This window comes from Rhizobium sp. FG96 (genome assembly GCF_057808655.1).
Genome location: NZ_JBMDIL010000007.1, coordinates 317701 through 338883, shown reverse-complemented (window position 1 = coordinate 338883; position 21183 = coordinate 317701). Strand labels below are relative to the sequence as shown.

21 protein-coding genes are annotated in these 21183 nt (G+C 62.9%); 13 read left to right on the top strand and 8 right to left on the bottom strand.

Translation table 11 applies throughout. From position 1 onward, the window contains the following. Window positions 1-61 precede the first annotated feature (61 nt). The gene (locus tag ACODR6_RS16755) at window positions 62-991 is read left to right on the top strand and encodes an ABC transporter substrate-binding protein (protein WP_489023114.1); all 930 of its coding nucleotides are present in this window, start codon (window positions 62-64) and stop codon (window positions 989-991) included. Window positions 992-1118: 127 nt separating this feature from the next. Continuing rightward, window positions 1119-1322, top strand: coding sequence for a hypothetical protein (locus ACODR6_RS16750; protein ID WP_148195411.1), 204 nt, complete (start codon window positions 1119-1121; stop codon window positions 1320-1322). 77 nt (window positions 1323-1399) lie between these two features. On the opposite strand, the gene ACODR6_RS16745 is transcribed toward ACODR6_RS16750, so the two are convergent. After that, a complete protein-coding gene (locus tag ACODR6_RS16745) occupies window positions 1400-1999 on the bottom strand; it encodes a HupE/UreJ family protein (RefSeq protein WP_148195410.1) in 600 nt (199 codons plus the stop codon). Window positions 2000-2212: 213 nt separating this feature from the next. Between ACODR6_RS16745 and ACODR6_RS16740 the strand changes: the two genes are divergently transcribed. Beyond that, window positions 2213-3133, top strand: a complete 921-nt coding sequence (locus tag ACODR6_RS16740; protein ID WP_489023112.1) for a LysR family transcriptional regulator — start codon at window positions 2213-2215, stop codon at window positions 3131-3133. 3 nt (window positions 3134-3136) lie between these two features. Here ACODR6_RS16740 and ACODR6_RS16735 read toward each other — a convergent pair whose 3' ends face one another. Genes ACODR6_RS16735 through ACODR6_RS16725 form a run of 3 tightly spaced genes read right to left on the bottom strand, consistent with a single transcriptional unit; the run spans window position 3137 to window position 5803 of the window. Then, complete coding sequence (locus tag ACODR6_RS16735) at window positions 3137-3982, bottom strand: alpha/beta fold hydrolase (RefSeq protein WP_489023108.1); 846 nt, start codon at window positions 3980-3982, stop codon at window positions 3137-3139. A 23-nt stretch (window positions 3983-4005) separates the two neighbouring features. Then, window positions 4006-4683 carry an RraA family protein gene (locus tag ACODR6_RS16730; protein ID WP_489023106.1) on the bottom strand — a complete coding sequence of 226 codons (678 nt, stop codon included), beginning with the start codon at window positions 4681-4683 and terminating at the stop codon, window positions 4006-4008. A 10-nt stretch (window positions 4684-4693) separates the two neighbouring features. Continuing rightward, the gene (locus ACODR6_RS16725) at window positions 4694-5803 is read right to left on the bottom strand and encodes a zinc-dependent alcohol dehydrogenase (RefSeq protein WP_112540626.1); all 1110 of its coding nucleotides are present in this window, start codon (window positions 5801-5803) and stop codon (window positions 4694-4696) included. 155 nt (window positions 5804-5958) lie between these two features. Between ACODR6_RS16725 and ACODR6_RS16720 the strand changes: the two genes are divergently transcribed. After that, entirely contained in the window at window positions 5959-6255 is a 297-nt protein-coding gene (locus ACODR6_RS16720; RefSeq protein WP_489023104.1) for a hypothetical protein, read from the top strand. A gap of 11 nt (window positions 6256-6266) precedes the next feature. Here the strand turns inward: ACODR6_RS16720 and ACODR6_RS16715 are convergent, their stop codons facing one another. The 4 genes from ACODR6_RS16715 to ACODR6_RS16700 all read right to left on the bottom strand — a co-directional run bounded on the left by ACODR6_RS16715 (window position 6267) and on the right by ACODR6_RS16700 (window position 9454). Next, the gene (locus ACODR6_RS16715; RefSeq protein WP_489023102.1) at window positions 6267-7307 is read right to left on the bottom strand and encodes an amidohydrolase family protein; all 1041 of its coding nucleotides are present in this window, start codon (window positions 7305-7307) and stop codon (window positions 6267-6269) included. 47 nt (window positions 7308-7354) lie between these two features. Further along, window positions 7355-8224 carry a substrate-binding domain-containing protein gene (locus ACODR6_RS16710; RefSeq protein ID WP_489023100.1) on the bottom strand — a complete coding sequence of 290 codons (870 nt, stop codon included), beginning with the start codon at window positions 8222-8224 and terminating at the stop codon, window positions 7355-7357. Window positions 8225-8340: 116 nt separating this feature from the next. After that, window positions 8341-8880: a chromate transporter gene (locus tag ACODR6_RS16705; RefSeq protein WP_489023098.1), complete on the bottom strand. Its 540-nt coding sequence runs from the start codon at window positions 8878-8880 to the stop codon at window positions 8341-8343. Beyond that, window positions 8873-9454, bottom strand: a complete 582-nt coding sequence (locus tag ACODR6_RS16700; RefSeq protein ID WP_489023096.1) for a chromate transporter — start codon at window positions 9452-9454, stop codon at window positions 8873-8875. Before ACODR6_RS16700 ends, ACODR6_RS16705 begins: the two co-directional genes overlap by 8 nt. A 544-nt stretch (window positions 9455-9998) precedes the next feature. Here ACODR6_RS16700 and ACODR6_RS16695 point away from each other — a divergent pair. From ACODR6_RS16695 to ACODR6_RS16655, 9 genes are all read left to right on the top strand, one after another. Then, window positions 9999-11510 (top strand): tripartite tricarboxylate transporter permease, encoded by a 1512-nt coding sequence (locus ACODR6_RS16695; RefSeq protein ID WP_148195401.1) that lies wholly within the window; start codon window positions 9999-10001, stop codon window positions 11508-11510. After that, window positions 11507-12061: a tripartite tricarboxylate transporter TctB family protein gene (locus ACODR6_RS16690; protein ID WP_489023094.1), complete on the top strand. Its 555-nt coding sequence runs from the start codon at window positions 11507-11509 to the stop codon at window positions 12059-12061. The genes ACODR6_RS16695 and ACODR6_RS16690 overlap by 4 nt, the downstream gene beginning before the upstream one ends. Before the next feature lie 62 nt (window positions 12062-12123). Next, window positions 12124-13254: a Bug family tripartite tricarboxylate transporter substrate binding protein gene (locus tag ACODR6_RS16685; RefSeq protein ID WP_489023092.1), complete on the top strand. Its 1131-nt coding sequence runs from the start codon at window positions 12124-12126 to the stop codon at window positions 13252-13254. Beyond that, window positions 13169-14167, top strand: coding sequence for a Bug family tripartite tricarboxylate transporter substrate binding protein (locus ACODR6_RS16680; RefSeq protein ID WP_489023090.1), 999 nt, complete (start codon window positions 13169-13171; stop codon window positions 14165-14167). Before ACODR6_RS16685 ends, ACODR6_RS16680 begins: the two co-directional genes overlap by 86 nt. An 86-nt stretch (window positions 14168-14253) precedes the next feature. After that, entirely contained in the window at window positions 14254-16035 is a 1782-nt protein-coding gene (locus ACODR6_RS16675) for a thiamine pyrophosphate-binding protein (RefSeq protein WP_489023088.1), read from the top strand. Between the two features lie 34 nt (window positions 16036-16069). Beyond that, window positions 16070-16927 carry an NAD(P)-dependent oxidoreductase gene (locus ACODR6_RS16670; protein ID WP_489023086.1) on the top strand — a complete coding sequence of 286 codons (858 nt, stop codon included), beginning with the start codon at window positions 16070-16072 and terminating at the stop codon, window positions 16925-16927. 118 nt (window positions 16928-17045) lie between these two features. Further along, a complete protein-coding gene (locus ACODR6_RS16665) occupies window positions 17046-18266 on the top strand; it encodes a cupin domain-containing protein (protein ID WP_489023085.1) in 1221 nt (406 codons plus the stop codon). Between the two features lie 66 nt (window positions 18267-18332). Continuing rightward, window positions 18333-19838 (top strand): ethanolamine ammonia-lyase reactivating factor EutA, encoded by a 1506-nt coding sequence (locus ACODR6_RS16660; protein ID WP_489023083.1) that lies wholly within the window; start codon window positions 18333-18335, stop codon window positions 19836-19838. Between the two features lie 104 nt (window positions 19839-19942). Continuing rightward, a complete protein-coding gene (locus tag ACODR6_RS16655; protein WP_489023082.1) occupies window positions 19943-21181 on the top strand; it encodes a cupin domain-containing protein in 1239 nt (412 codons plus the stop codon). Window positions 21182-21183 lie beyond the last annotated feature (2 nt).

Below are 21183 nucleotides of genomic sequence, written 5' to 3'. Positions count from 1 at the left end.
TCTGACATCGTCGCTTCGTTTGTCCTTCGGTTGCTGGAATTATGACCGCACGCGCGCCCTGATGGACCGTACCGTGGTGCCTGACGGCATCGATCTCGTCTATCTGAACATGCCCGTCGAAGAGACCTTCTTCCGCATGCTGCGCCACAAGGAGTTCGACATCGCCGAGATGTCGCTCTCCTCCTATGTGCTCTCGCATTTCACCGAGGCGCAGCCTTTCGTCGCCATTCCGGTCTTCCCGTCGCGCTATTTCCGGCATTCGTCGATCTATGTGAATGCCGAAGCCGGCATCCGCAATCCGGCCGATCTCTCGGGGAAACGGGTCGGCAGCCCGGAATATCAGATGACGGCGCCGGTCTGGATCCGCGGCATTCTCTCGGACGAATACGGCGTTCGCGTCGATGACGTGACGCATTATACCGGGGGCGAGGAGCAGCCGAACCGGCCGGAAAAGCTGCCGCTCAACCTGCCGTCCTATATCAACGTCAAGCGCATCGGCCCGCAGCAGACCTTATCGGCAATGATCCGGGAAGGGGAGATCGATGCGCTGTTCACCGCCCGCAAGCCGTCTTCCTATGACGGCTGCCGGGTCAAACGGCTGTTCGAGGATTTCGTCCAGGTCGAGCGCGACTATTTCCGCAAGACGGAAATCTTCCCGATCATGCATACGATCGTCATCCGCCGGGAAATCTACGAGGCGCATCGCTGGATCGCGCAATCGCTCTACAAGGCTTTCGCCGAAGCGCAGGCGAAGATCTACCGCGACCTCGAGGAGACGGCGGCGCTGAAGGTCATGCTTCCCTGGCTCAATGCGCATGTGGAAGAGGCGCGCCGGATCATGGGCGACGACTACTGGAGCTACGGCTTCAAGCAGAACCGCCAGACGCTCGATACCTTCCTGCGCTATTCGCACGAGCAGGGGCTGTCGAAGCGGCGGCTGCAGCCCGAAGATATCTTCGTGCCGGAGACGATGGAAAACTTCGTCATCTGATACCTTCTCTCAGGTAGAGAACAAAGTTCCGCTATACGGAATCAGCATGGCTGCCCTGTGCTGCAAGGTCTTTCCGGATTGGTGCTGTCAAGTTATATGCAGCGCACAATAGACGGAGATGATCGAGATGACCGCCACCACGTATCGCAGCATGCCCCGCACGGACTGGGTCCGCAGCGCTTTCGGCGGACTGTTCGAAACGATGAGCCTGGTCAGCGCCGCGCATGAATGCTCGATGGCCCGCCGCGAGCGCCGCGCGCCGAATACCGCAGCCCTTCACACGCTCGGTATCGACGAGACGGCTTTCAAGCGCACCTACAAGCGCCGCTGATTTCACGCTGACTGCCTGAATCAAAAAGGGCTGCGATCCCTCGGGGAACGCAGCCCTTTTTCGTTTCCGATGAAGGATCAGATGAGGCCGGTCAGGATGCCGACGCCAGCGATCGTGGCGAGGCCGCCGGCGATGCGGGTTGCCAGGAAGCCGGTGCGCTCGCCGCCGCGGCCGATGGCAAAGCCGAGGCCGAGACCTGCGATGTGGAGCAGGGCGGTCGCCATCATGAAGCCTGCGGCATAAGCGAGGCCGGCTGCATTTTCAGGCATTTCCGAGCCGTGGGCGTGGCCATGAAAGATCGCGAAGAAGCCGACGACGGCCATGGCAGCAGCAACCGGTGCCTTGATGTTGAGCGCGACGACGGCGCCGAGGACGACGACCGAAAGGGCAATGCCGAGCTCGACGAAGGGCAAGTTGATGCCGGCCATGCCGAGCGCGCCGCCGGCTGCCATGACAAGCACGAAGGTGGCGGGCAGGAGCCAGGTTGCTCTGCCGCCGAGCTGGAAGGCGAGAACGCCGACCATGACCATGGCGAGGATATGATCGAGGCCGGTCATCGGGTGAGCAAAGCCGTGGCTGAGGCCGGCGGCTTCACCGATCGCCGGATGGGCGTAAGCGGCGGCCGGTGCCGCAGCGGCGATCAAGGCCAGCAGCCCGCTCTTCAGTGATTGTCTCATGTCATTTCCCTCCTGGGTTCGGCGTTGGCGGCGCGTTTCAATGGGGCAAAGTCGCCAACATGTGATGATAAAGCAAGGGGTCGTTTGCCGTAGATCCGTCCTCCGCGACGCGGAAAACGACACACCCGCATGACACCGACGCTATGCCTTGAATGCACCGAAGTAAATTTTAATCTCTTTACACTGCCGTTAAGTTTTTTTATCGTCATTCTCATGAAAAATATAAGCTTTCGTCAGCTGAGATCGCTTCTTGCCATCGAGTCGCATGGCAAGATCGTCGAGGCTGCGAAAGTGCTCGGGCTCACCGCTCCGGCAGTCACCCTGCAGCTGAAACAGCTGGAGGCGGAAGCCGGCGTCCAGCTCTTCGAGCGCATGGCACACGGCATGTATCCGACCGAGGCGGGAAGGGCCGTTTTATCGGCGGCCCGCGATATCGAAGACCGGCTTCAGCTTCTCGGCGACGAGATCAATGCCTTCAAGGGCGTCAAGCGCGGCCGCATTCTTGTCGGCGCGGTGTCGACCGTGCGCTATTTCGCCAAGCAGATGCAGACGGCCTTTGCCAACGAGTTTCCCGATATCGATCTCGAACTGGTCATCGACCGGCGGACCGAGACGATCGAGCGGCTGAAGAACAGGGCGATCGACATCGCGCTGGTCGGCCGGCCGCCGCGGGATATCTCGGTGCGGGCAGCGATCTTCGGCGAGCATACGCTTGTCGTCGTCGCGCCGCCGCATCATCCGCTGGTCGGCAAGCATGGGATTTCGAAGGCCGATATCGCCAGCGAGCATTTCATCGTCCGCGGCTCCGGTTCCAGCACGCGCATCTGGTTCGAGCGCTTCATGGCCGAAATCCCGGGCCGGGCTGCAGGACCGAATACCGAGATGGAACCGGTCGAGGATATCAAGCGGGCCGTCATGGCCGATACCGGGCTCGCGTTTCTCGCCGCGCACAGCGTTGCCGAGGAAGTGCGGGCGGGCAAGCTTGCGATCCTCGATGTCGAGGGATTGCCGATCCGGCGGCAATGGTTTGCCGTCAGCCGGACCGACCGGGCGATGACGCCGGTGATGAGCGCCTTCCAGGATTTCCTGACCCGACACAGCGGGGAGTTCCTCCCGGAAGCGCTTCCATCCTGAGGATTATGCCTTCAGAAAGTCGATCACCCGCTTATTTGTATTCTCAGCGGTCAGCTGCGGCACCGGGATATCCCAGTAGTCAGAGCCCGGAATGCATTCCTGCAGATAGCGGGCGGCCGATGTCGCGTGCGAGAAGTCGGCGCCGGGGATGATCAGCGTCTTGATATCGAGACGGACGAGATCTTCCGGTTCGGCGCCCGGCGAGGTGTCGCGGTCGATCAGGCCGCGCGGCATACCGGCTACGATCGCCTTGTAGTGATCGACATCGAGCGCGGCGTAGCGTCTGGCGAATTCTTCGTCATGGCGCAGGACCGAGATCCAGGGGCCGCCGCGCGGATCGGCGCCGAAGGCCTTGTTGCTTTCCTTCGAGAGCGCAACGACGGCTTCCAGTCCATTCTGCTGCACGAAGGCCAGATGTTCGGCGAAGCGCTGATGCCCGGTCATGCGGTAGCGGGCGCCGCCGACCGGCCAGAACAGCACCATCCTGTCGACGCGCTCGGGCGCCTGGGTCGCCACCGCCATGGCGACGCTGCAGCCCATGCAGCCGCCCATGATATGGGCCTTCTCAATGCCGAGATGATCGAGCAGGCCGGTCGCCTGCTTGACGTAATCGCCCCAGGTGACGCGCTCGACGCGGCCGCCCGACTGGCCGGTTTCGCGGCGGTCGAAGACGATGCAGGTGAAATGCGAGGGGAGGTGCTCCAGAAACTGGGTCACCACATAAATGCCCTGCGTGCGCCACTTCTCGATCGTTGCGTCGAAGCCCCCCGGCGAGAACATCAGGAGCGGCGGTCCGTTACCGATCACTTCGTAGCGCGTGCTGATGCCGTCGATAACTGCGATTGCCATGAATATTCCACCCCCCGTTCTGATCAGAGACCTTCGCAGCCGAGCTTGCGAAGGCTTTCGTCGACCCAGAGCTTCGGGTCCAGCTTGCCGGCAAGCGTGTTGGCCACGGTGCGGGCTTCCGCCTCGTTCTTGGCCTTCGCCTGCGTATATATCTCCTCGGTCGTGCCGTAGGGTACGCAAAGCAGGCCGTCGTCGTCGCCGATCATCAGGTCGCCGGGGTTGATGACCATGCCGCCGAAGGCGATCGGCACGTTGATCTCGCCGGGGCCGTCCTTGTAGGGGCCGCGGTGGGTGATGCCGGCGGCAAAGACGGGGAACGTGCCGGCCTTGATCCAGCCGTAGTCGCGCACCGCGCCGTTGATGACGACGCCGGTGACGCCGATCTGCATGGCGTGCGACAGCATCATCTCGCCGACCAGCGCGTTGGTGAGGTCGCCGCCGGCATCGACGACGATGACGTCGCCGGGGCCGGCCATCAGCAGCGCCTTGTGGATCATCAGATTGTCGCCGGGGCGGGTCTTCACGGTGAAGGCGGCGCCCGACATCTGGCCGGATGCGTGCATCGGGCGAAGGCCGGGGCCGCCCGCCGTCATGCGCGACATCACATCGCTGACATTGGCGACCGGGATGGTCCGGAACTTCTCGATGGTGGCGAGATCGACCTTTTGGGTGCGCTCGGCAATTCTGAAACCGATGGTCATGCGGCTCTCCTTATTCCCAGGGCATCAGCGATGCGTGGATGACGTCGGGTACACCCTTGCCGCCGACCGACTCGATGGCAAGCGCCGCATCCTTGAGGCCGAACTTGTGGGTGGTGATCTTTTCCAGCGGGAAGCGGTTGGAGGCAATCTGCTCCAGCGCCAGCTCGCAGGCCCGGTAGCTGTGGCCGCGGGCACTCTTGATAGTGATCGCCTTGGTCGTCACCTTCTCCAGCGGGAAGTTCGGGAATTCCTTCATCTCGCCCTGGACGAGGATGGTGCCCGCCTTTCTGACCAGCGCCTCGACGCCGAGCAGGATGGGGATCGTTCCCGCACCCGCGGTACAGTCGAGCGAGATGTCGACGCCCTTGCCGCCGGTGATCTCCATGATGCGGGCGAGCGGGTCTTCCTTCTGCACGTCGATGACGTAATCGGCGCCGAGCTGCTTGGCGACTTCGAGGCGGGCGGTGTCCTTGGTCGTGCCGGTGACGATGATCAGCGAGGCGCCGGCCTGCTTGCAGATGACCGTCTGCGACAGGCCCTGCTGGCCGGGGCCCTGGATCAGCACCGTCGAGTTATAGCCGACATTGCTGTCGAAGAGGGACCATTCCACGCCGTTCGCCATTGGGGTGACGAGACCGGCAAGCTCCGGCGTCACACCCTTGGGAACGCGGTGAACGACGGCATTCCAGGGCAGGTAGACATATTGTGCGAAGCCGCCCCAGAGATGCGGCGCGCGCTCGGCCGAGGTGTAACCGTAGCGAATGCTTTCCGGGTTGTTGCGCCAGTCGGTGTTTTCGCAATGACGATACTGGCCCTGATGGCACCACTGGCACTTGCCGCACATGACATAGTGCTCGACGAAGACGAGATCGCCTTCCTTGAAGCCCTTGCGGCGGGTGAACTCGCGGCCGGCCTTGGCGATATAGCCGATATTCTCGTGGCCCATGATGGTCGGGGCATTGTTCGGCGGCGTCTTGAAGAGCTTGACGTCGGTGCCGCAGATGCCGGCCACTTCCATCTTCAGAAGCGCTGCGTCCTCGGGGACGTCAGGCATCGGAAATTCGCGGAAATCCATGATGCTCGGTCCGGTGCGGACCGCGGCGAGAACCTTCTCAGTCATGCTTCACTCCCTTGAGGCGGGCAAGCGGCGCGCGGCGGAAGAGCCGCGCTGTCAGCCCGCAGTTTCGACAAACCATTTTGACAAGCGGCGCCGGAGCGCCCTATGTTGAGAACACGGCGACGCCCGTCCGGCGTCGCAAAACCCAGCCGGAAACCATGCTGAAGACCGCACGCCGCAACGCCGGAAAGATCGATGCCGTCCGCCGCGTCAAGGACTGGACGCGCGAGCGTTTCAGCCTCGCCGACGACGTCGCGGTGATGGTCGCGGAGGTCGAATGCGGCCTGCCGGGCTGCCCGCCGATTGAGACGATCGTGACCTTCTGGACGGCGCCGGAGGTGCGGCACGCCTTCAAGGCTTTCAAGCCGGTGGCCGAGGTGACGGTCGATGATCTGCCGCCCTACTGGATGAAGAACGCAATCATCACCGAAAGCGGCGATCTTTCCTGCTGCTGAGCCTGCCGCCGTCATAGCGTCAGACCGGGGCGGCCGCGGCGCGACAGCTGCGCGTCGAGGCGCGGGTAGACGTGGCGGGCATTCCCCTCGAAAATCTTGTAGCGGCTGAGTTCGTCGAGCTCTTCGAGCTTGTCGATGTAGCGCTTCGTATCGTCGTAGTGATGGCCGGTCTCGGGATCGATGCCCTTGACGGCGCCGAGCATTTCGGAGGCGAACAGGATGTTGTCGACCGGGATCACCTTCTGCATCAGCTCGATGCCCGGATAGTGATAGACGCAGGTATCGAAGAACACGTTCTTCAACAGATGCTCCGAGAGAAGCGGCTTCTTCATCTCTTGCGCCAGACCGCGATAGCGCCCCCAATGAAAGGGCACGGCGCCGCCGCCATGCGGGATGACGAATTTCAGCGTCGGGAAATCCTTGAACAGATCGCCCTGCAGCAGCTGCATGAAGGCCGTCGTGTCGCCGTTGATGTAATGCGCGCCGGTGTGGTGGAAGCAGGCATTGCAGGACGAGGAGACGTGGATCATGGCGGGCACGTCGAGATCGCAGAGCGTCTCGTAGAGCGGATACCACTGCCTGTCGGTCAGCGGCGGATCGGTCCAGTAACCGCCGGAGGGATCCGGGTTCAGGTTGACGCCGACGAAATCAAGCTCCTCGACGATGCGCTTCAGCTCGGGAATGCAGTTCTTCGGCGGTGCGCCCGGATGCTGCGGCAGCTGGCCGACGGCGGCGAAATTGTCCGGCAGCAGCTTGCAGATGCGGTGGATCAGGTCGTTCGACATCGACGACCATTGTATGCTGGTCGCCTCTGTGCCGACGTGATGGGCCATGCCGGCGGCGCGTGGCGAGAAGATCGTCAGGTCGCTGCCGCGATCCTTCTGCAGCTTCAGCTGCGGGGCGACGGATTCGCGCAGCATGTCATCGGAGATGCCGAGATCGGTGCTGGTGGGGCGGCGCATGGCATCGGCAAGGCCCGCCAGCTGCTTGTCGCGGAACTGGTGAAGCGCCTGCGGCTCCGTCGTATAATGTCCGTGAATGTCGATGATCATGGGGCAATCCTCCTTGCGCCATTCAGGTGGGCGGTGATCCGGCGTCCTCAGATGCGGACGAACAGTTCATCGACCTCGTAGCGCCGTGGCGTGATCCGCTGGTCGGCGGAGTAGTCGAAAGCAAGCTGCAGCGAGCGGCGGTTTTCCTCGAGCCCATAGGCCGGCGGCGGTGTGGCGCCGTCTTCGGCGATCGAGACGCGCCGGGCCTCCTCGAAGAGTTCCATCAGCTCTCCGGCCAGCCATCTGTGTTCGGCGAGCAGCTCGTTGCGAACCGTCAGGACGTGGTTGATTGGGACGATGCCGGTGCGGGCGATCCAGGCTTCGGCAGCCTTGTCACCATCCGGAACGACGGTGCGGATGCCGGAGGGATCGACGGTGCGCTCACCCATGATGGCCGAGAGCTCGCCGGATATCATCAGGTCGCGCAGGCCGGTCGGCTTGGTATTGCGCACGGTGTTCTCAGGGTCGGCATATTCGCTGAGATGGGCATCTTCCATCGTCAGCCACGTGATGCTGTTCAGATCGACGCCGTAATCGTCCTTGACGATGCCGCGCACCCAGACGCCCGACGTCTGCGCATAGGCGCGCACGCCGACCGTCGTGCCGTTCAGGTCCTTCGGCTCGCGGATCTCGGAATCGACGGGACAGACGAGATTGGCGTGGGGCAGGCGGCTCCAGAGCGGAATGGCGATGCCGGTCAGCGGCTTCGCATAGTGATGCGCCAGGAGATGGGTGACGACGGCGAGTTCGGAAACGTCGAGCTCATCGCCGCGGACCATGGCCCTGAAGCCTTTCGGCAGCGGCTCGTAATCGCGAAAATCGAAGGCGATGCGGGACGACGAGACGCGGCCATCGGTGAGCGGCTTGACGTGGGCGTGCTTCCCGAGCGCCGTGCGCAGCTGCAATCTTTCCGGCATCGAGCCCTCCCAAGCTGAATGTTCTTTTATGTGGAACGATGTTCCTATTTAAAGATAATACCGGAAATGCCTGCCGGTCAATTCCGCTGCAGGCGATTTTTCCGGAAGGGGTGTTGTCAGGCGTAGCCGCCGAGGCTCAGCAGGTAATATCCGGCAGCCGATGCGGCGAGGATCGGGTAGGGGCCGACCTTGGTGAAGAGCAGCAGGCCGATCGCGGCGGCGACGGTTCCGGCTTCGATCCAGTTCAGATGCGCCGATTGCGCCACGGTATAGCCGCCGGCGAAGATCAGGCCGGCGGCGACCGGTGCCAGGCCGCGCTCGGCGGCGATGATCCAGGGCGAGGCGCGGTGCCTGTGCCAGATGCTGCCGCAGATGCAGACGAGCAGCGAGGAGGGCAGGAAGATCGCCAGCGTCGCCACCAGCGCGCCGACGAGACCATCGAGATGCCAGCCGATCAGCGCGAGAATCAGCGTGCCGGGGCCGGGGGCGGCGCGCGAGATGGCATAGAAATCGGTGAAGGCGCGCGGCGTCAGCATCCCGAGCACGTCGACTGTCTGGTGCTGCAGCCCGGCGATAATCGACTGGCCGCCGCCGAAGGAGACTAGCGACAAGGGTATGCAGAGCAGCACCAGATTGAGGAGCTTGGCGTCATCCATGCTTCTTCTCCTTGACGAAGAAGGCTGCGACGATGCTGAGCGGAATGCTGACGGCGACGACGGGCACCAGCGGCCAGCGCAGCACGCCGACGGTGACGAAGACGGCGACGGCGATCAGGATCGGCACCGCATGACGGCGCAGCCGCTTGCCGGTCTTGACCCCCATGGTCAGCGACGAGGCGATGCCGACGCAGGCGAGGCCGCGCAGCACGGTATGGGCGGCTTCATAGCCGTTGATCTGCTCGTAGAAGAAGCTCATGACCAGGATGACGGTGAAGGCCGGCGCAAGCATGCCGGTGAAGGCGAGCGCCGCGCCGGTCCAGCCCCTCAGCTTCAGGCCGATATAGACCGCGAGATTGACCGGATTGGCGCCGGGCAGGATCTGGGCGATGGTCAGCGTCTTCAGGAAATTGTCCTCGTCCAGCCAGCCGCGCCGCTCGACGATCTCCCGGTGGGTCCAGCCGGAGACGCCGCCGCCGAAGGACGAGGCCCCCAGGCGCAGGAACGAGATCAGCAGATCGGAGAGCGGTACCTTCTCCTCCCTGCGCAGTTGTGCTTCGACCGGTTGGTCCAATTTCGCCTCCCTGAGATCGGCCGCCGGACGATGAGTCCGCTGCGGCGTGAGCCAAGGATGCGCCGTGCCTTGCGGCGGAGTCCACGCCATTTCGGCTTAGGAAGACGTTAAGGAAAACTTATCGCGGTCAGCGTTCGCGACGCGTTTCCGCAGGCGTTTGAGGCTATTAGGCGGTGACCGCCGCGTCATTGCCCGGCCATCGCCCAGTCCAGCAAAAAATCGCTACACGGCGGCATGATTTGCTGTTTCAATTCGTGAAAATAAGCGAAAATTGCAGATATTCTGTATTTATATCAACGGTTTAATTTACGTTCCGCTAAACGGAACATCGTACCCCAATACGGAATGCCTCTTGCCAGCCAGCAAGAAAAGTGATGGACTACACATAAATTTTTGCTTTGGACAAAGTTTCGGCCAGGGGTCCTAATGATCCTCAGAGGCCGGGTCTTTGAGGCGCCGGGTAAGGATAAACCGCACCAAGGGGGAGTGTGCGGCGAGCAGCGGAAAGCTTCACGTTTCCGCTGACGGGAGGAGTAAAACTGCAATGATTGAGACTATGTTCGGGGCGCTGTTCAACCTCGTTAGCTCGCCCCATATCATGGGCCTGATGCTGATCGCCGTGGTCTTCGGACTGCTGGTCGGCGTCACTCCCGGTATCGGCGGCAAGCTGTCGATCGCCATGGCCATCCCCTTCGTCTACGGCATGGATATGGTGGCGGGCGCTGTCTTCCTGCTGACCATGCACGCCGTCAACGGCACCAGCGGCCAGATCTCCAGCATCATGTTCGGCATCCCCGGCGACGGCGATGACGCGGCGACGACGCTGGACGGCTATCCTCTTGCCAAACAGGGGCAGGCGGCCCGCGCTCTCGGTGCCAGTATCACGGCATCGGGTGTGGGCGGCATTATCGGCGCCGTGGTCTTCGCGATCATGATCCCGATCCTCGAGCCCGTCATCCTGATGTTCAGCCCGGCGGAGTTCTTCCTGATCGCGCTGCTCGGCATCAGCTTCATCGCCTTCCTTTCGAGCGGCAGCCGCATCGTCAAGGGCCTGATCGTCGGCTTCTACGGCCTGATGCTGTCGACCGTCGGCATGGACCCGATCACCGGCACGCCACGCTATTCCGGCGACTTCCTGTTCCTCTGGGACGGCGTCAGCTTGGTGACGGCAGTGCTTGCGATGTTCGCGGTACCGGAAATGATTTCGCTCAGCACCAAGGGTGGCTCGATCTCGGCCGTGCCGATGGATACGGGCTTCTCCTACCGCCAGCTGTTGTCCGGCGTTCGCGAAGTGCCGCGCCACTGGTGGCTGGTTCTCAGAACCTCCGTCATCGGCGCCGTGATCGGCATGATCCCGGGTCTCGGCGGCTCGACGGCAGCCTGGCTCTGCTACGGCCACGCCGTCCAGAGCTCCAAGCATCCGGAGCGTTTCGGCAAGGGTGCGATCGAAGGCGTCATTGCGCCGGAGACCGCCAGCAACGGCAAGGAAGGCGGCTCGCTGCTGCCGACGCTGTTCTTCGGCATCCCGGGTTCGTCCGGCATGGCCGTCCTGCTCGGCGCCTTCCTGATCCTCGGCATCCAGCCGGGCGCGCTGATGGTCACCAAGCATCTCGACCTCGTCTGGACGCTGATCTGGGCTCTGGTCGTCGGCAACCTGATCGCCGTGTCAATGCTGCTCGTCATCTGTCGCTGGGTTGCGGTTCTGACCTTCATCAACGGCCGCATGCTGGTTCCGTTCATCCTGGTCTTCGTCACCCTCGGCTGCTTCGTCAGCGACTTCCAGTGGCAGAACCTGATCGTCCTCGTGATCTTCAGTGCCATCGGCTACGGCTTCCTGCGTGCCGACTGGCCGCGTGCGCCCTTCGTCATCGGCCTGGTGCTCGGCGGCAAGGCGGAAGCTTCGCTCAATCAGGCGCTGCAGCTCTGGGGCTACAGCTTCTTCCTGCGGCCGCTGTCGCTGGTGCTGATCGCGATGATCGTCTCGCTGATGGCCTATGCCTTCTACCGCAACTTCCGCCCGGCAGCGCGCCGGCATAATGTGGAGGTCAGCCCATGACCTTGAGAACGATCAGCTTCAGCACTGCGCTGACCTTCGTGATGCTCGTCATCTTCTCATCGATGGTGGCGCTCTCCTTCGATTACCCGGCCAAGGCGCGCTTCATGCCGCTGGTCGTCGGCATTCCCGGCATCGTGCTCTGTCTGGTGCAGCTGGCGATCGACCTGTTCCGGTCGCCCTCGGCAAGCACACCGGCCGCCGCATCGGTCGGCCAGTCGATTGCCGCCGCGAGCGTTCCCGAGGGCACGCAGCCGGAAGAGGAACTGCCGGAATTCGGCCCGCATACGGCCAAGCAGGAAATGGTGATGTGGAGCTACTTCGTGAGCTTCGTCGCCGGGATCGTGCTCTTCGGCTTCTATGTCAGCGTTCCCGTCATGCTGCTCACCTTCCTTCGCCGCCAGGGCGAGGCAAGCTGGAAGCTCGCCATCGCCCTGTCGATCGCCGCGCCGCTGGCTCTCTATCTGATGTTCGGGCGCCTGCTCGGGATCGAACTGCATCCGGGCTTCGTCACCCGCTGGGTCATCCACGCGCTGGGGATGGGGTCGGTCTGACGGTCGTCCGTTCTTTATCGCCGGGGCCGCGAGGAGGCGGCCTCCATGGGGGAGGGGAATGAATGTTTGAGAAGGCATGTTTGGCCGGGGTGGCCGGAACTCTGATGGTGGCGCTGCCGGCTCTTCCGGCCGCTGCCGAAGAGGGCAAGGATTTCTTCGACGGCAAGACAATCACCTACATCGTCGCCACCGCACCGGGCGGCGTCTACGATACCAACGGCCGGCTGATCGCGCAGTATATGCAGAAGTACCTGCCGGGCTCGACCTTCGTGGTCCAGAACATGCCGGGCGCCGGACATCTGATCGGCACCAACTATCTCTACGGTTCCGATCCCGACGGACTGACGCTTGGGACCTTCAATACCGGCCTGATCTACGGCCAGCTCGGCGGCGATCCGAACATCAAGTTCGATCTCACCAAGATGTCCTGGATCGGCAAGGTTGCCTCGGATCCGCGCGTCATTCTGGTGACCAAGGCTTCGGGCATCGAAAGCTTCGAGCAGCTCCGCGATCTGAAGGAGCCGATCAAGTTCGCGACAGCAGGCACGGGCAGCGCCTCGATGATCGAGGCGACGATGTTTGCCAGGGCGCTGAAACTGCCGATCCAGGTGGTGTCCGGCTATAACGGCAATGAGGACGAGCTCGCCATGCGCCGCGGCGAAGTCCAGGGCGTCATTGGTTCGCGCTCGGAGTTCCAGTCCTTCGTCGATGAGGGCGCCGGGCGCTTCATCGCCCAGGTCGGCGGCGAAGATACCGACGTGCCGCAGCTTTCGTCGATGATCGACGATCCGCAGGGCAAGCGCGTCGTCGATCTGATCGCGGCGCAGGCCCGCATCTCGCGGCTTTCTGCCGGACCGGCCGGTATCCCGGAAGATCGCCTGCAGGCGCTACGCGATGCCTATGCATCGGCAACGTCCGATCCTGAATTTCTGAAGCGCGCCGAGGCGCTGGAACTGCCCGTTACGCCCGAAGTCGGCGAGACGGTGGCGGCTTCGGTCGGCCGGGCGCTCGATCAGCCGCCTGAAATCGTCGAGTTCGTTCGCGAGACCATCAAGCGGGACCAATCGGCTACTGCATACAAAACTCACTGGGAGGAGAGACATGAACATGCATTCACTTCGTATGGCGGCCCTTGGCGCCGCTGCACTGACTGTCTTCGGCGCCGGCGCTGCCGCCGCACAGGAAGGTCCTGATTTCTACAAGGGCAAGACGGTCAACTATATCGTCGCGACCGCGCCGGGCGGCGGCTATGACACCAACGGCCGTCTCGTCGCGCAGTTCATGCAGAAGCATCTGCCGGGTTCGACCTTCGTCGTCCAGAACATGCCGGGTGCGGGTCACCTGATCGGCGCCAACTTCATCTATGCGTCCGATCCTGACGGCCTGACCTTCGGCACCTTCAACACCGGCCTGATCTACGGCCAGCTTGCCGGCAATCCGGGCATCAAGTTCGATCTCGGCCAGATGTCCTGGATCGGCAAGGTATCGTCCGATCCGCGTGTCATCGTCGTGTCCAAGGACTCCGGCATCAACAGCTACGAGGATCTCGCCAATCTGAAGGAGCCGATCAAGTTCGCTTCGGCTGGCGTCGGTTCGGCTTCGACGATCGAGACGACCATGCTCGTCAAGGCGCTCGGCCTGAAGATCGAGGTCGTCTCCGGCTATAACGGCAGTGACGACCAGCTCGCCATGCGCCGCGGCGAAGTGCAGGGCATTATCGGCTCGCGCTCGACGTTCCAGCCCTTCGTCGATGCTGGTAACGGCAAGCTGATCGCGCAGATCGGTGGTTCGGAAACCGACATTCCGCAGCTCGCCTCGCTGGTCAACAATGACGATGCCAAGCGCGTTATCGCGCTGGTTGAATCGCAGAGCGATATCTCGCGTCTTTCCGCTGGTCCGTCCGGCATTCCGGAAGATCGCCTGAAGGCGCTGCGTGATGCCTATCAGGCTGCGACCTCCGATCCTGAGTTCCTCGCCAAGGCCAAGGAAATCGGCGTGCCTGTCGATCCGAAGATCGGCGATGACGTCGGCAATCTCGTCAAGGGCGCGATGAACCAGACGCCTGAAGTCATCAGCTTCCTGAAGGAATCGCTGAAGGAAGATTGATCGTCTCCGTACGAAGGCAGGGCGGCTATCGGCCGCCCGCCATTTTCCAATATGGATCGGAAGGCTGGCACAGCATGGATAACAAGGTGACGAACGCCGCTCTGGATCAGGCGGCGAAGAAGGACGGCGTACCTTCGGCCTGGCAGTCCGATATCATCGCGGACCTGATCAAGCAGTACGGCTTTCCCTTCATCACGCTCAATCCGGGCGCCAGCTATCGCGGCCTGCATGACTCGCTCGTCAATCACAACGGCAACAATCCGCCGATGCTGGTCTGCCAGCACGAGAAGATCGCCGTGCAGATCGCCCATGGTTATGCCAAGGCGACCGGCGAGCCGCTCGCCGTCATCGTCCATAATGTCGTCGGCCTCCTGCATTCCACGATGGGCGTCTATTACGCCTATACCGACCGCGCCCCGGTCTTCCTGATCGGCGCCACCGGCCCGATGGACGAAGGCAAGCGCCGTCCGCGCGTCGACTGGGCCCATACAGCCAATGTGCAGGGCAACCAGGTCCGCGACTATGTGAAATGGGATTACCAGCCGGGCGGTATCGACGGCGTCGTCGATAGTTTCGCCCGCGCCTATTCGATCATGATGACCGAGCCGCGCGGCCCGATCTACATGTGCTATGACGCAGCCCTTCAGGAAGCACCGCTGGAGGCGCCGATCGCGCTGCCTTCGCCGAAATCCGCCAAGGTGCCGAGCCGTATCGCGCCCGATCCGAAGGCGCTGGAGGAGGCTGCCGACCGGCTGGTGTCCGCCGAGTGGCCGGTGCTGCTGCCGCAATTCGTCGGCCGCGACAAGAACGGCTACAGCGACATGGTCGGCCTTGCCGAAGCGCTCGGCGCGCCTGTCGTCGATACGCAATGGCGCCTGAACTTCCCGACCGAACACCCGCTCGACATGCGCATGAACAAGGACGTGTTCAAGCAGGCGGACCTGATCACGCTGCTCGACTGCCGCGACTGGGAACGTCCGACGCATGTCAACGACCGCATCAACCGCACGCTGAAGCCGCTGTTCCCGAAGGGCTGCGACTGGCTGGATATCGGCTTTGCGGATATCGAGATTTCCAAATGGGCGACCGATTACCAGCGCTTCCCGGAGACGGCGCAGAAAGTGCTTGCCGACACCGCGCTCGCCATTCCGTCGCTGACGACGCTGATCAAGGATCGGGTCAAGGACAACGGCACGCTTGCCAAACGTATTGCCGAGCGCGCGGCCGCCGTCGGCGAGATGCACAAGGCGCAGCGCGCCAGGTGGCGCGAGGAGTCGCGCGACGGCTGGGATTCCAAGCCCGTGTCGCTCGCCCGTCTCGCTTGCGAGGTGTGGGACAAGATCCAGCATGAAGACTGGGTGCTGACGACCAATGCCTTCGAGGACTGGGCGCTGAAGCTCTGGGATTTCGACAAGCCCTACCGCTGGCCGGGCAAGGCGCTCGGCACCGGTACGCAGATCGGCATGGCGACGGGCATCGCGCTTGCCCACAAGGGCACCGGCCGTCTCGTTGTCGACTGCCAGACGGATGGCGACCTGATGTTCGATGTCGGGGCGCTGTGGTTTGCCGCCAAGCACAAGGTGCCGTTCCTCTGCGTCATGCATAACAACCGCGCCTATTACAGCGATTGGGAACATCAGATCACCGTCGCCCGCCAGCGTGGGACGCCGGAGGAGCGCGCCTATATCGGCATGGATCTCTTCGATCCGGCTCCCGATTTCGCAACGCTCGCGCGCGGTCTCGGCTGGTACGCCGAAGGGCCGATCGAGGATGCGGAGGATATCGGCGCGGCACTCGAACGGGCGATCGCCAAGGTCAAGAGCGGCGTTCCCGCGCTGATCGACGTGGTGACGCAGCACGAAGGATAAGCGCTTCTGGCGCAGCAGGCATGAGGAGGCAGGCATGAAGGTTGCAGTGGTCGGTACGGGAGAGATGGGGCTTGCGATGGCAGGCCACATGCTCGACGGCGGACATGAGGTGTCGGGCTTCGACGTGAGCGCCGAACGTCTTGCTGCGGCTGCGGAGAAGGGCATCAAGGCCGCCGGCAGCCTTGGCGATCTTTCCGATGCCGAGGCCTTCATCCTCGTTGTTGCCACCGACCAGCAGGTGATCGACGTCTGCGAAACGCTGTCCGAAAGTGCGGCCAGGGGATCGATCATCGCGGTTGCCGCGACGATCAGCCCGGAGACGATGCTGCAGCTCGGCCCGAAACTGAAGGATAAGGGTATCGGCCTCGTCGATGCGCCCGTCGTCTATGGCGCATCGGGCGCGCGTTCCGGCACGCTGCTTTCGCTCTGCGGCGGCAGCGAGGAAGATGTCGAGCGCATCCGGCCGGTGATGATGTGCTACAGCCGCGACGTCGTGCGCGTCGGCCCGCTCGGTTCCGGCCAGATCGCCAAGTCCTGCAACAACCTGCTGCACTGGGTCCATTGCGTCGCCAATTACGAGACGCTGCTGATTGCCAAGCGCTACGGCATCGATGCGCAGCGCATGCGCGAGATCCTGCTGCAATGCCCGGGCACCAACGGCACGCTGGCGCGCTGGGATTCGACGCGCTTCACCTGGCAGGAGAAGGACATGGATGTGACGCTGGAGCTTGCCCAGAAGGCCGGGTTGATGCTGCCGCTCGCCGGCCAGGTCGACCAGATCATCAAGTCGCTGAAGGCCGACGACGTGAAGGGTCTGCTTTACGGCGAAGAGGCGAACTATCTCGGCAGGACCGTCAGGGCGATGTCGCCGGCCGAAGGAGGCGTTGCCTGACGTCATCGAATTGCGCCCGCGCATGCGCCCGGACCCCCTCCGCAAATGCGCCGAACCGCCGCTCCGTTAAATGACGGCTCCAGCGGCGAAACAGAAACAAGACATCGAAAGTGAGATTATGTCCGTCAGTCAGAACCCAACCGTCGCCGATCCCGTCGCAGTGAAGGATCCGGGCAATTCGAAATTTCTGGTCGATCCCTATGGCGACTGGTCGAAGGGCGAGGGGATCCCGATCCATTTCGATCTCGGCCACGATCTCCTGGCGCTCGAAACCGGCGCCTGGGACCGCTACGACGCACGCGGCTGCTTTGCCCACACGCAGGGCATGGGCGACTTCATGGCGAATTATGTCATCGAAGTGCTGCCGGGCAAGAAGACGCGGCCGGTCAAGCATCTCTACGAGGCCTTCTTCTACGTCCTCTCCGGCTATGGCTCGACGACCGTCTGGCTGCCTGGCGGGGAGACGCGGACCTTCGAATGGGGTCCGAAGGCACTGTTCGCCATCCCGCTGAACTGCCAGTACCAGTTCCACAACGGTTCCGGCCAGGAAACCGTGCGGCTCTCCTGCACCAACCATGCGCCGCTGACCATCAACCTCTACCACAATCTGAAGTTCGTCTTCGAAAACGACTTCGATTTCGAGGACCGCACCGGCGGCGCCAAGCATTTCGAGGGCGAGGGCGTCCTCTACAGCTACGGCGCGGAATCGGCCCGCAAGATCCAGAACGTCTGGGAAACCAACTTCGTCCACGACCTGACGAGCTTCAAGCTTTACGAATTCGACGGCCGCGGCAAGGGCTCGCTCAACGTCAACTTCGTGCTCGCCGACGGCACCATGCATTCGCATGTCTCGCAGATGCCGGTCGGACGCTACAAGAAGGCGCATCGCCATGCGGCCGGCACGCATGTGCATGCCGTTGACGGCGAGGGCTATTCGCTGATGTGGTACGAAGGGGAGTCCGAGTTCAAAGAAATCCCGTGGCGCCACGGCTACATGTATACGCCGCCCTTCTGGATGTACCACCAGCATTTCAACACCTGCGACCAGCCGGCGCGCTACGTTGCCTGCTCGCTCGGCAGCCGCCGCTATCCGTTCATCTCGCTGCGCCGCAAGAGCGCGGAAGGCGGCGGGGCGACCTCGGTCAAGGATGGCGGACGCCAGATCGAATATGAGGATCAGGATCCGCGCGTCCATCGCAAGTTCCTCGAGGAACTTGAGAAGACCGGCGTTCCCTCGGCCATGGGTGACATCTTCGACGAGGCGGCTATCATGGCGCTCGACAAGGAAAGCCTGACTGGCGTCATCAAGACCCCGATCCTTGCCGGACCGGCGAGCTGATATTGAGGCCGGCCGGTGGCTTGCCACCGGCTTCCTCGCGCAGGACATGCACAGGGAATAGAGTAAGTGCACGATCTCGATTTCGATCACGAACATGGCGACCTCTCGGAAGACGAGCGCCGGGCGATTTCTGACTGGCTGTGGCAGCAGGAAACCGTCGAGCTTCTGACCGTCGGCATCGATATCGGCAGCTCGACCTCGCATCTGCTCTTTGCCCGCGTCGTCATGCGCCGCGAGACGGAGGAGCTCTCCAGCCGCTTCCAGGTGATCGACCGCCAGGTGGTCTGGCGGTCGCCGATCCTGCTGACACCGTTTCTGCCTGACGGCACGATCGACGCGCATGAGCTCCGGCATTTCTTCGCCCATTGCTACGAGGATGCGGGCTACAAGCGCAGCCATATCGATACCGGCGCGGTAATCCTCACCGGCGAGGCGATCAAGCGGAAGAATGCGCGGGCGATCGACGAGATCTTCGCCAGCGAATCCGGCCGCTTCGTCTGCGCCACCGCCGGCCACAAGCTGGAATGCATGCTGGCGGCCCATGGTTCGGGTGCCACGGAACTGTCGAAGAAGCGCAATGCCTGCGGGCTGCATGTCGATATCGGCGGCGGCACCACCAAGCTGGCGCTGATCAGCAAGGGCGAGATCATCGATGTCGCGGCCTTTGCCGTCGGCGGGCGGCTCGTCGCGCAGGACAAGACGGGCGCCTGGACCCGCGTCGATGAATCGGCCTTGATCGTCGCTGCCGAGCTCGGTCTTGCGACCGATCCTGAAACGCTGGCAAATCCGGAGGTGCGCCAGGCGATCGCCCGGCGGCTGGCGTCCGCCGCCGTCGACCAGATCGTTGGGTCGCCGCTCGATGCGCTCGGCGAAAAGCTGCAGCTGACCGAGCCGCTGGACCGCAGTTTCCGGCCTGACTACGTGACGTTCTCCGGCGGCGTCTCGGAATATATCTTTGAATATGAAACGGCCGATCACGGCGATATCGCGCAGATGCTCGCCAAGGAAATCATCTCGCAGCTGACGCCGCGCATCGATATGCCGATCGTGGACGCCGGGCAGCGTATCCGCGCCACCGTCATCGGCGCCTCGCAATTCACCGTGCAAGTGAGCGGCAAGACGATGTATCGCACCGGCGACCGCGGCTTGCCGTCGCACAATATTCCGGTCGTCCATCTCGGCCATGCCGTGCCTGAGCATGTCGATGCCGAGGCGATCGCCAAGGCTTTCGCTTCGGGTGCGGAGCGCCGCGACAGCGACCTCGCCGCGCCGATCGCGCTTGCCTTCACCTTTGCCGGTCTGCCCGATTATCCGCGGCTGCTGGAGCTCGCCAAGGCGATCAAGATGTTTGCGGCGCCTGACGGGCATCGCGACGAATTGCTGGTGCTGGTGATCGACGGCGATATCGGCCAGACGCTCGGCCGCATCCTCGACCGCGAGCTGAAGATCGGCCCGCAGCTGATCTCGATCGACGGCGTGCAGCTGAAGGAACTCGACTTCGTCGATCTCGGCGAATTCATCAATCCGCCGGGCGTCGTGCCCGTCGTGATCAAGTCGCTTTTGTTTTCGTAACGCATCGCCGTTCCTCCTTGATTTGAAGGGCGGGCGGATGTACGTTGAGTTTAAATTGGAACGATGTTCTATATAGAGGAACATCTGATCGGGAGGAGAAACCCATGCATCAGGATCCCCTTGGCGGCGGCACAGGCACGCATTGGCACGAGCCGGCAGGCACAAAGAAGGCAGGCTTCGGCGAGTTCAAGAAGCAGCCGACGCCCTATGACCAGTTCATGGAAGAAGAGGGCATTCCTGTTTTCCGCGATCTCGGCATCTCCAACGTCAAGAACCTGCCGCTGAAGCCCTGGAAGCGCACCGGCGGCCGCGGCACCTATATCCAGCTTTACGGCACCGAGACCAAATGGGGCTGTCACCTTGTCGAGGTGCCGGCGGCCGGCGAGCTCAACCCGGAAAAGCACATGTACGAGGAAATCTACCTCGTCGTGGAAGGCCGCGGCTCGACCGAGGTGTGGCTCGAGGGCGAGGGCAAGAAGCATGTGTTCGAATGGCAGGAAGGATCGATGTTCTCGATCCCGATGAATGCCTGGCACCGCATCGTCAACGCCACCAACAGCCCGGCGTTGCTGCTCGGCGGCACGACGGCGCCCGTCGTCGTCAATGCCATCCAGAATTTCGACGCCGTCTACAACAACCCCTTCGTCTTCCGCGACCGCTTCTCGGGCGCCGACGACTTCTACAAGTATCGCGAAGAGATCGAGCCGGATCCGGTGCGCGGCCTCGCCATGCGCCGCACCAACTTCCTGCCCGATGCCGTCAATTGCGACCTGCCGCTCGATAACCGCCGCTCGGTCGGTTATCGCCGCGTCGAGCCGTTCATGACCAACAACAATTTCTACTACTGGATCGGCCAGCATGAGAACGGCCGCTATTCCAAGGCGCATGCCCATACGTCCGCGGCAATCCTGATCTGCCTGAAGGGCGAGGGCTATACCTATACCTGGCCGGAAGAATGCGGCGTCAATCCCTGGGCGACCGGCCATGCCGACCGCGTCCGCCGTCTGGATTACGGTCCCTACGGCATGGTGACGGCGGCTCCGGGCGGCGCGCGCTGGTACCACCAGCATTTCAGCGTCTCCAAGGATGATTTCCGTCTGACGGCCTGGTTCGGCCCGCACAATCCGGGCCGCGATCCCGGCGCGCCCGGCGAGAAGCACATCGACTACACGGCGATCGACGTCAACGAAGGCGGCACGGCCATTCCCTACTGGATGGAAGATCCGTATATCCGCAAGGAATACGAGGCACTGCTGAAGAAGAACGGCGTCGAGGTTCGCATGAAGCCGGAATGGTATGAAAAGCCTGCCGACACGACGACGAAGAAATCGACCGTCGTCTGATC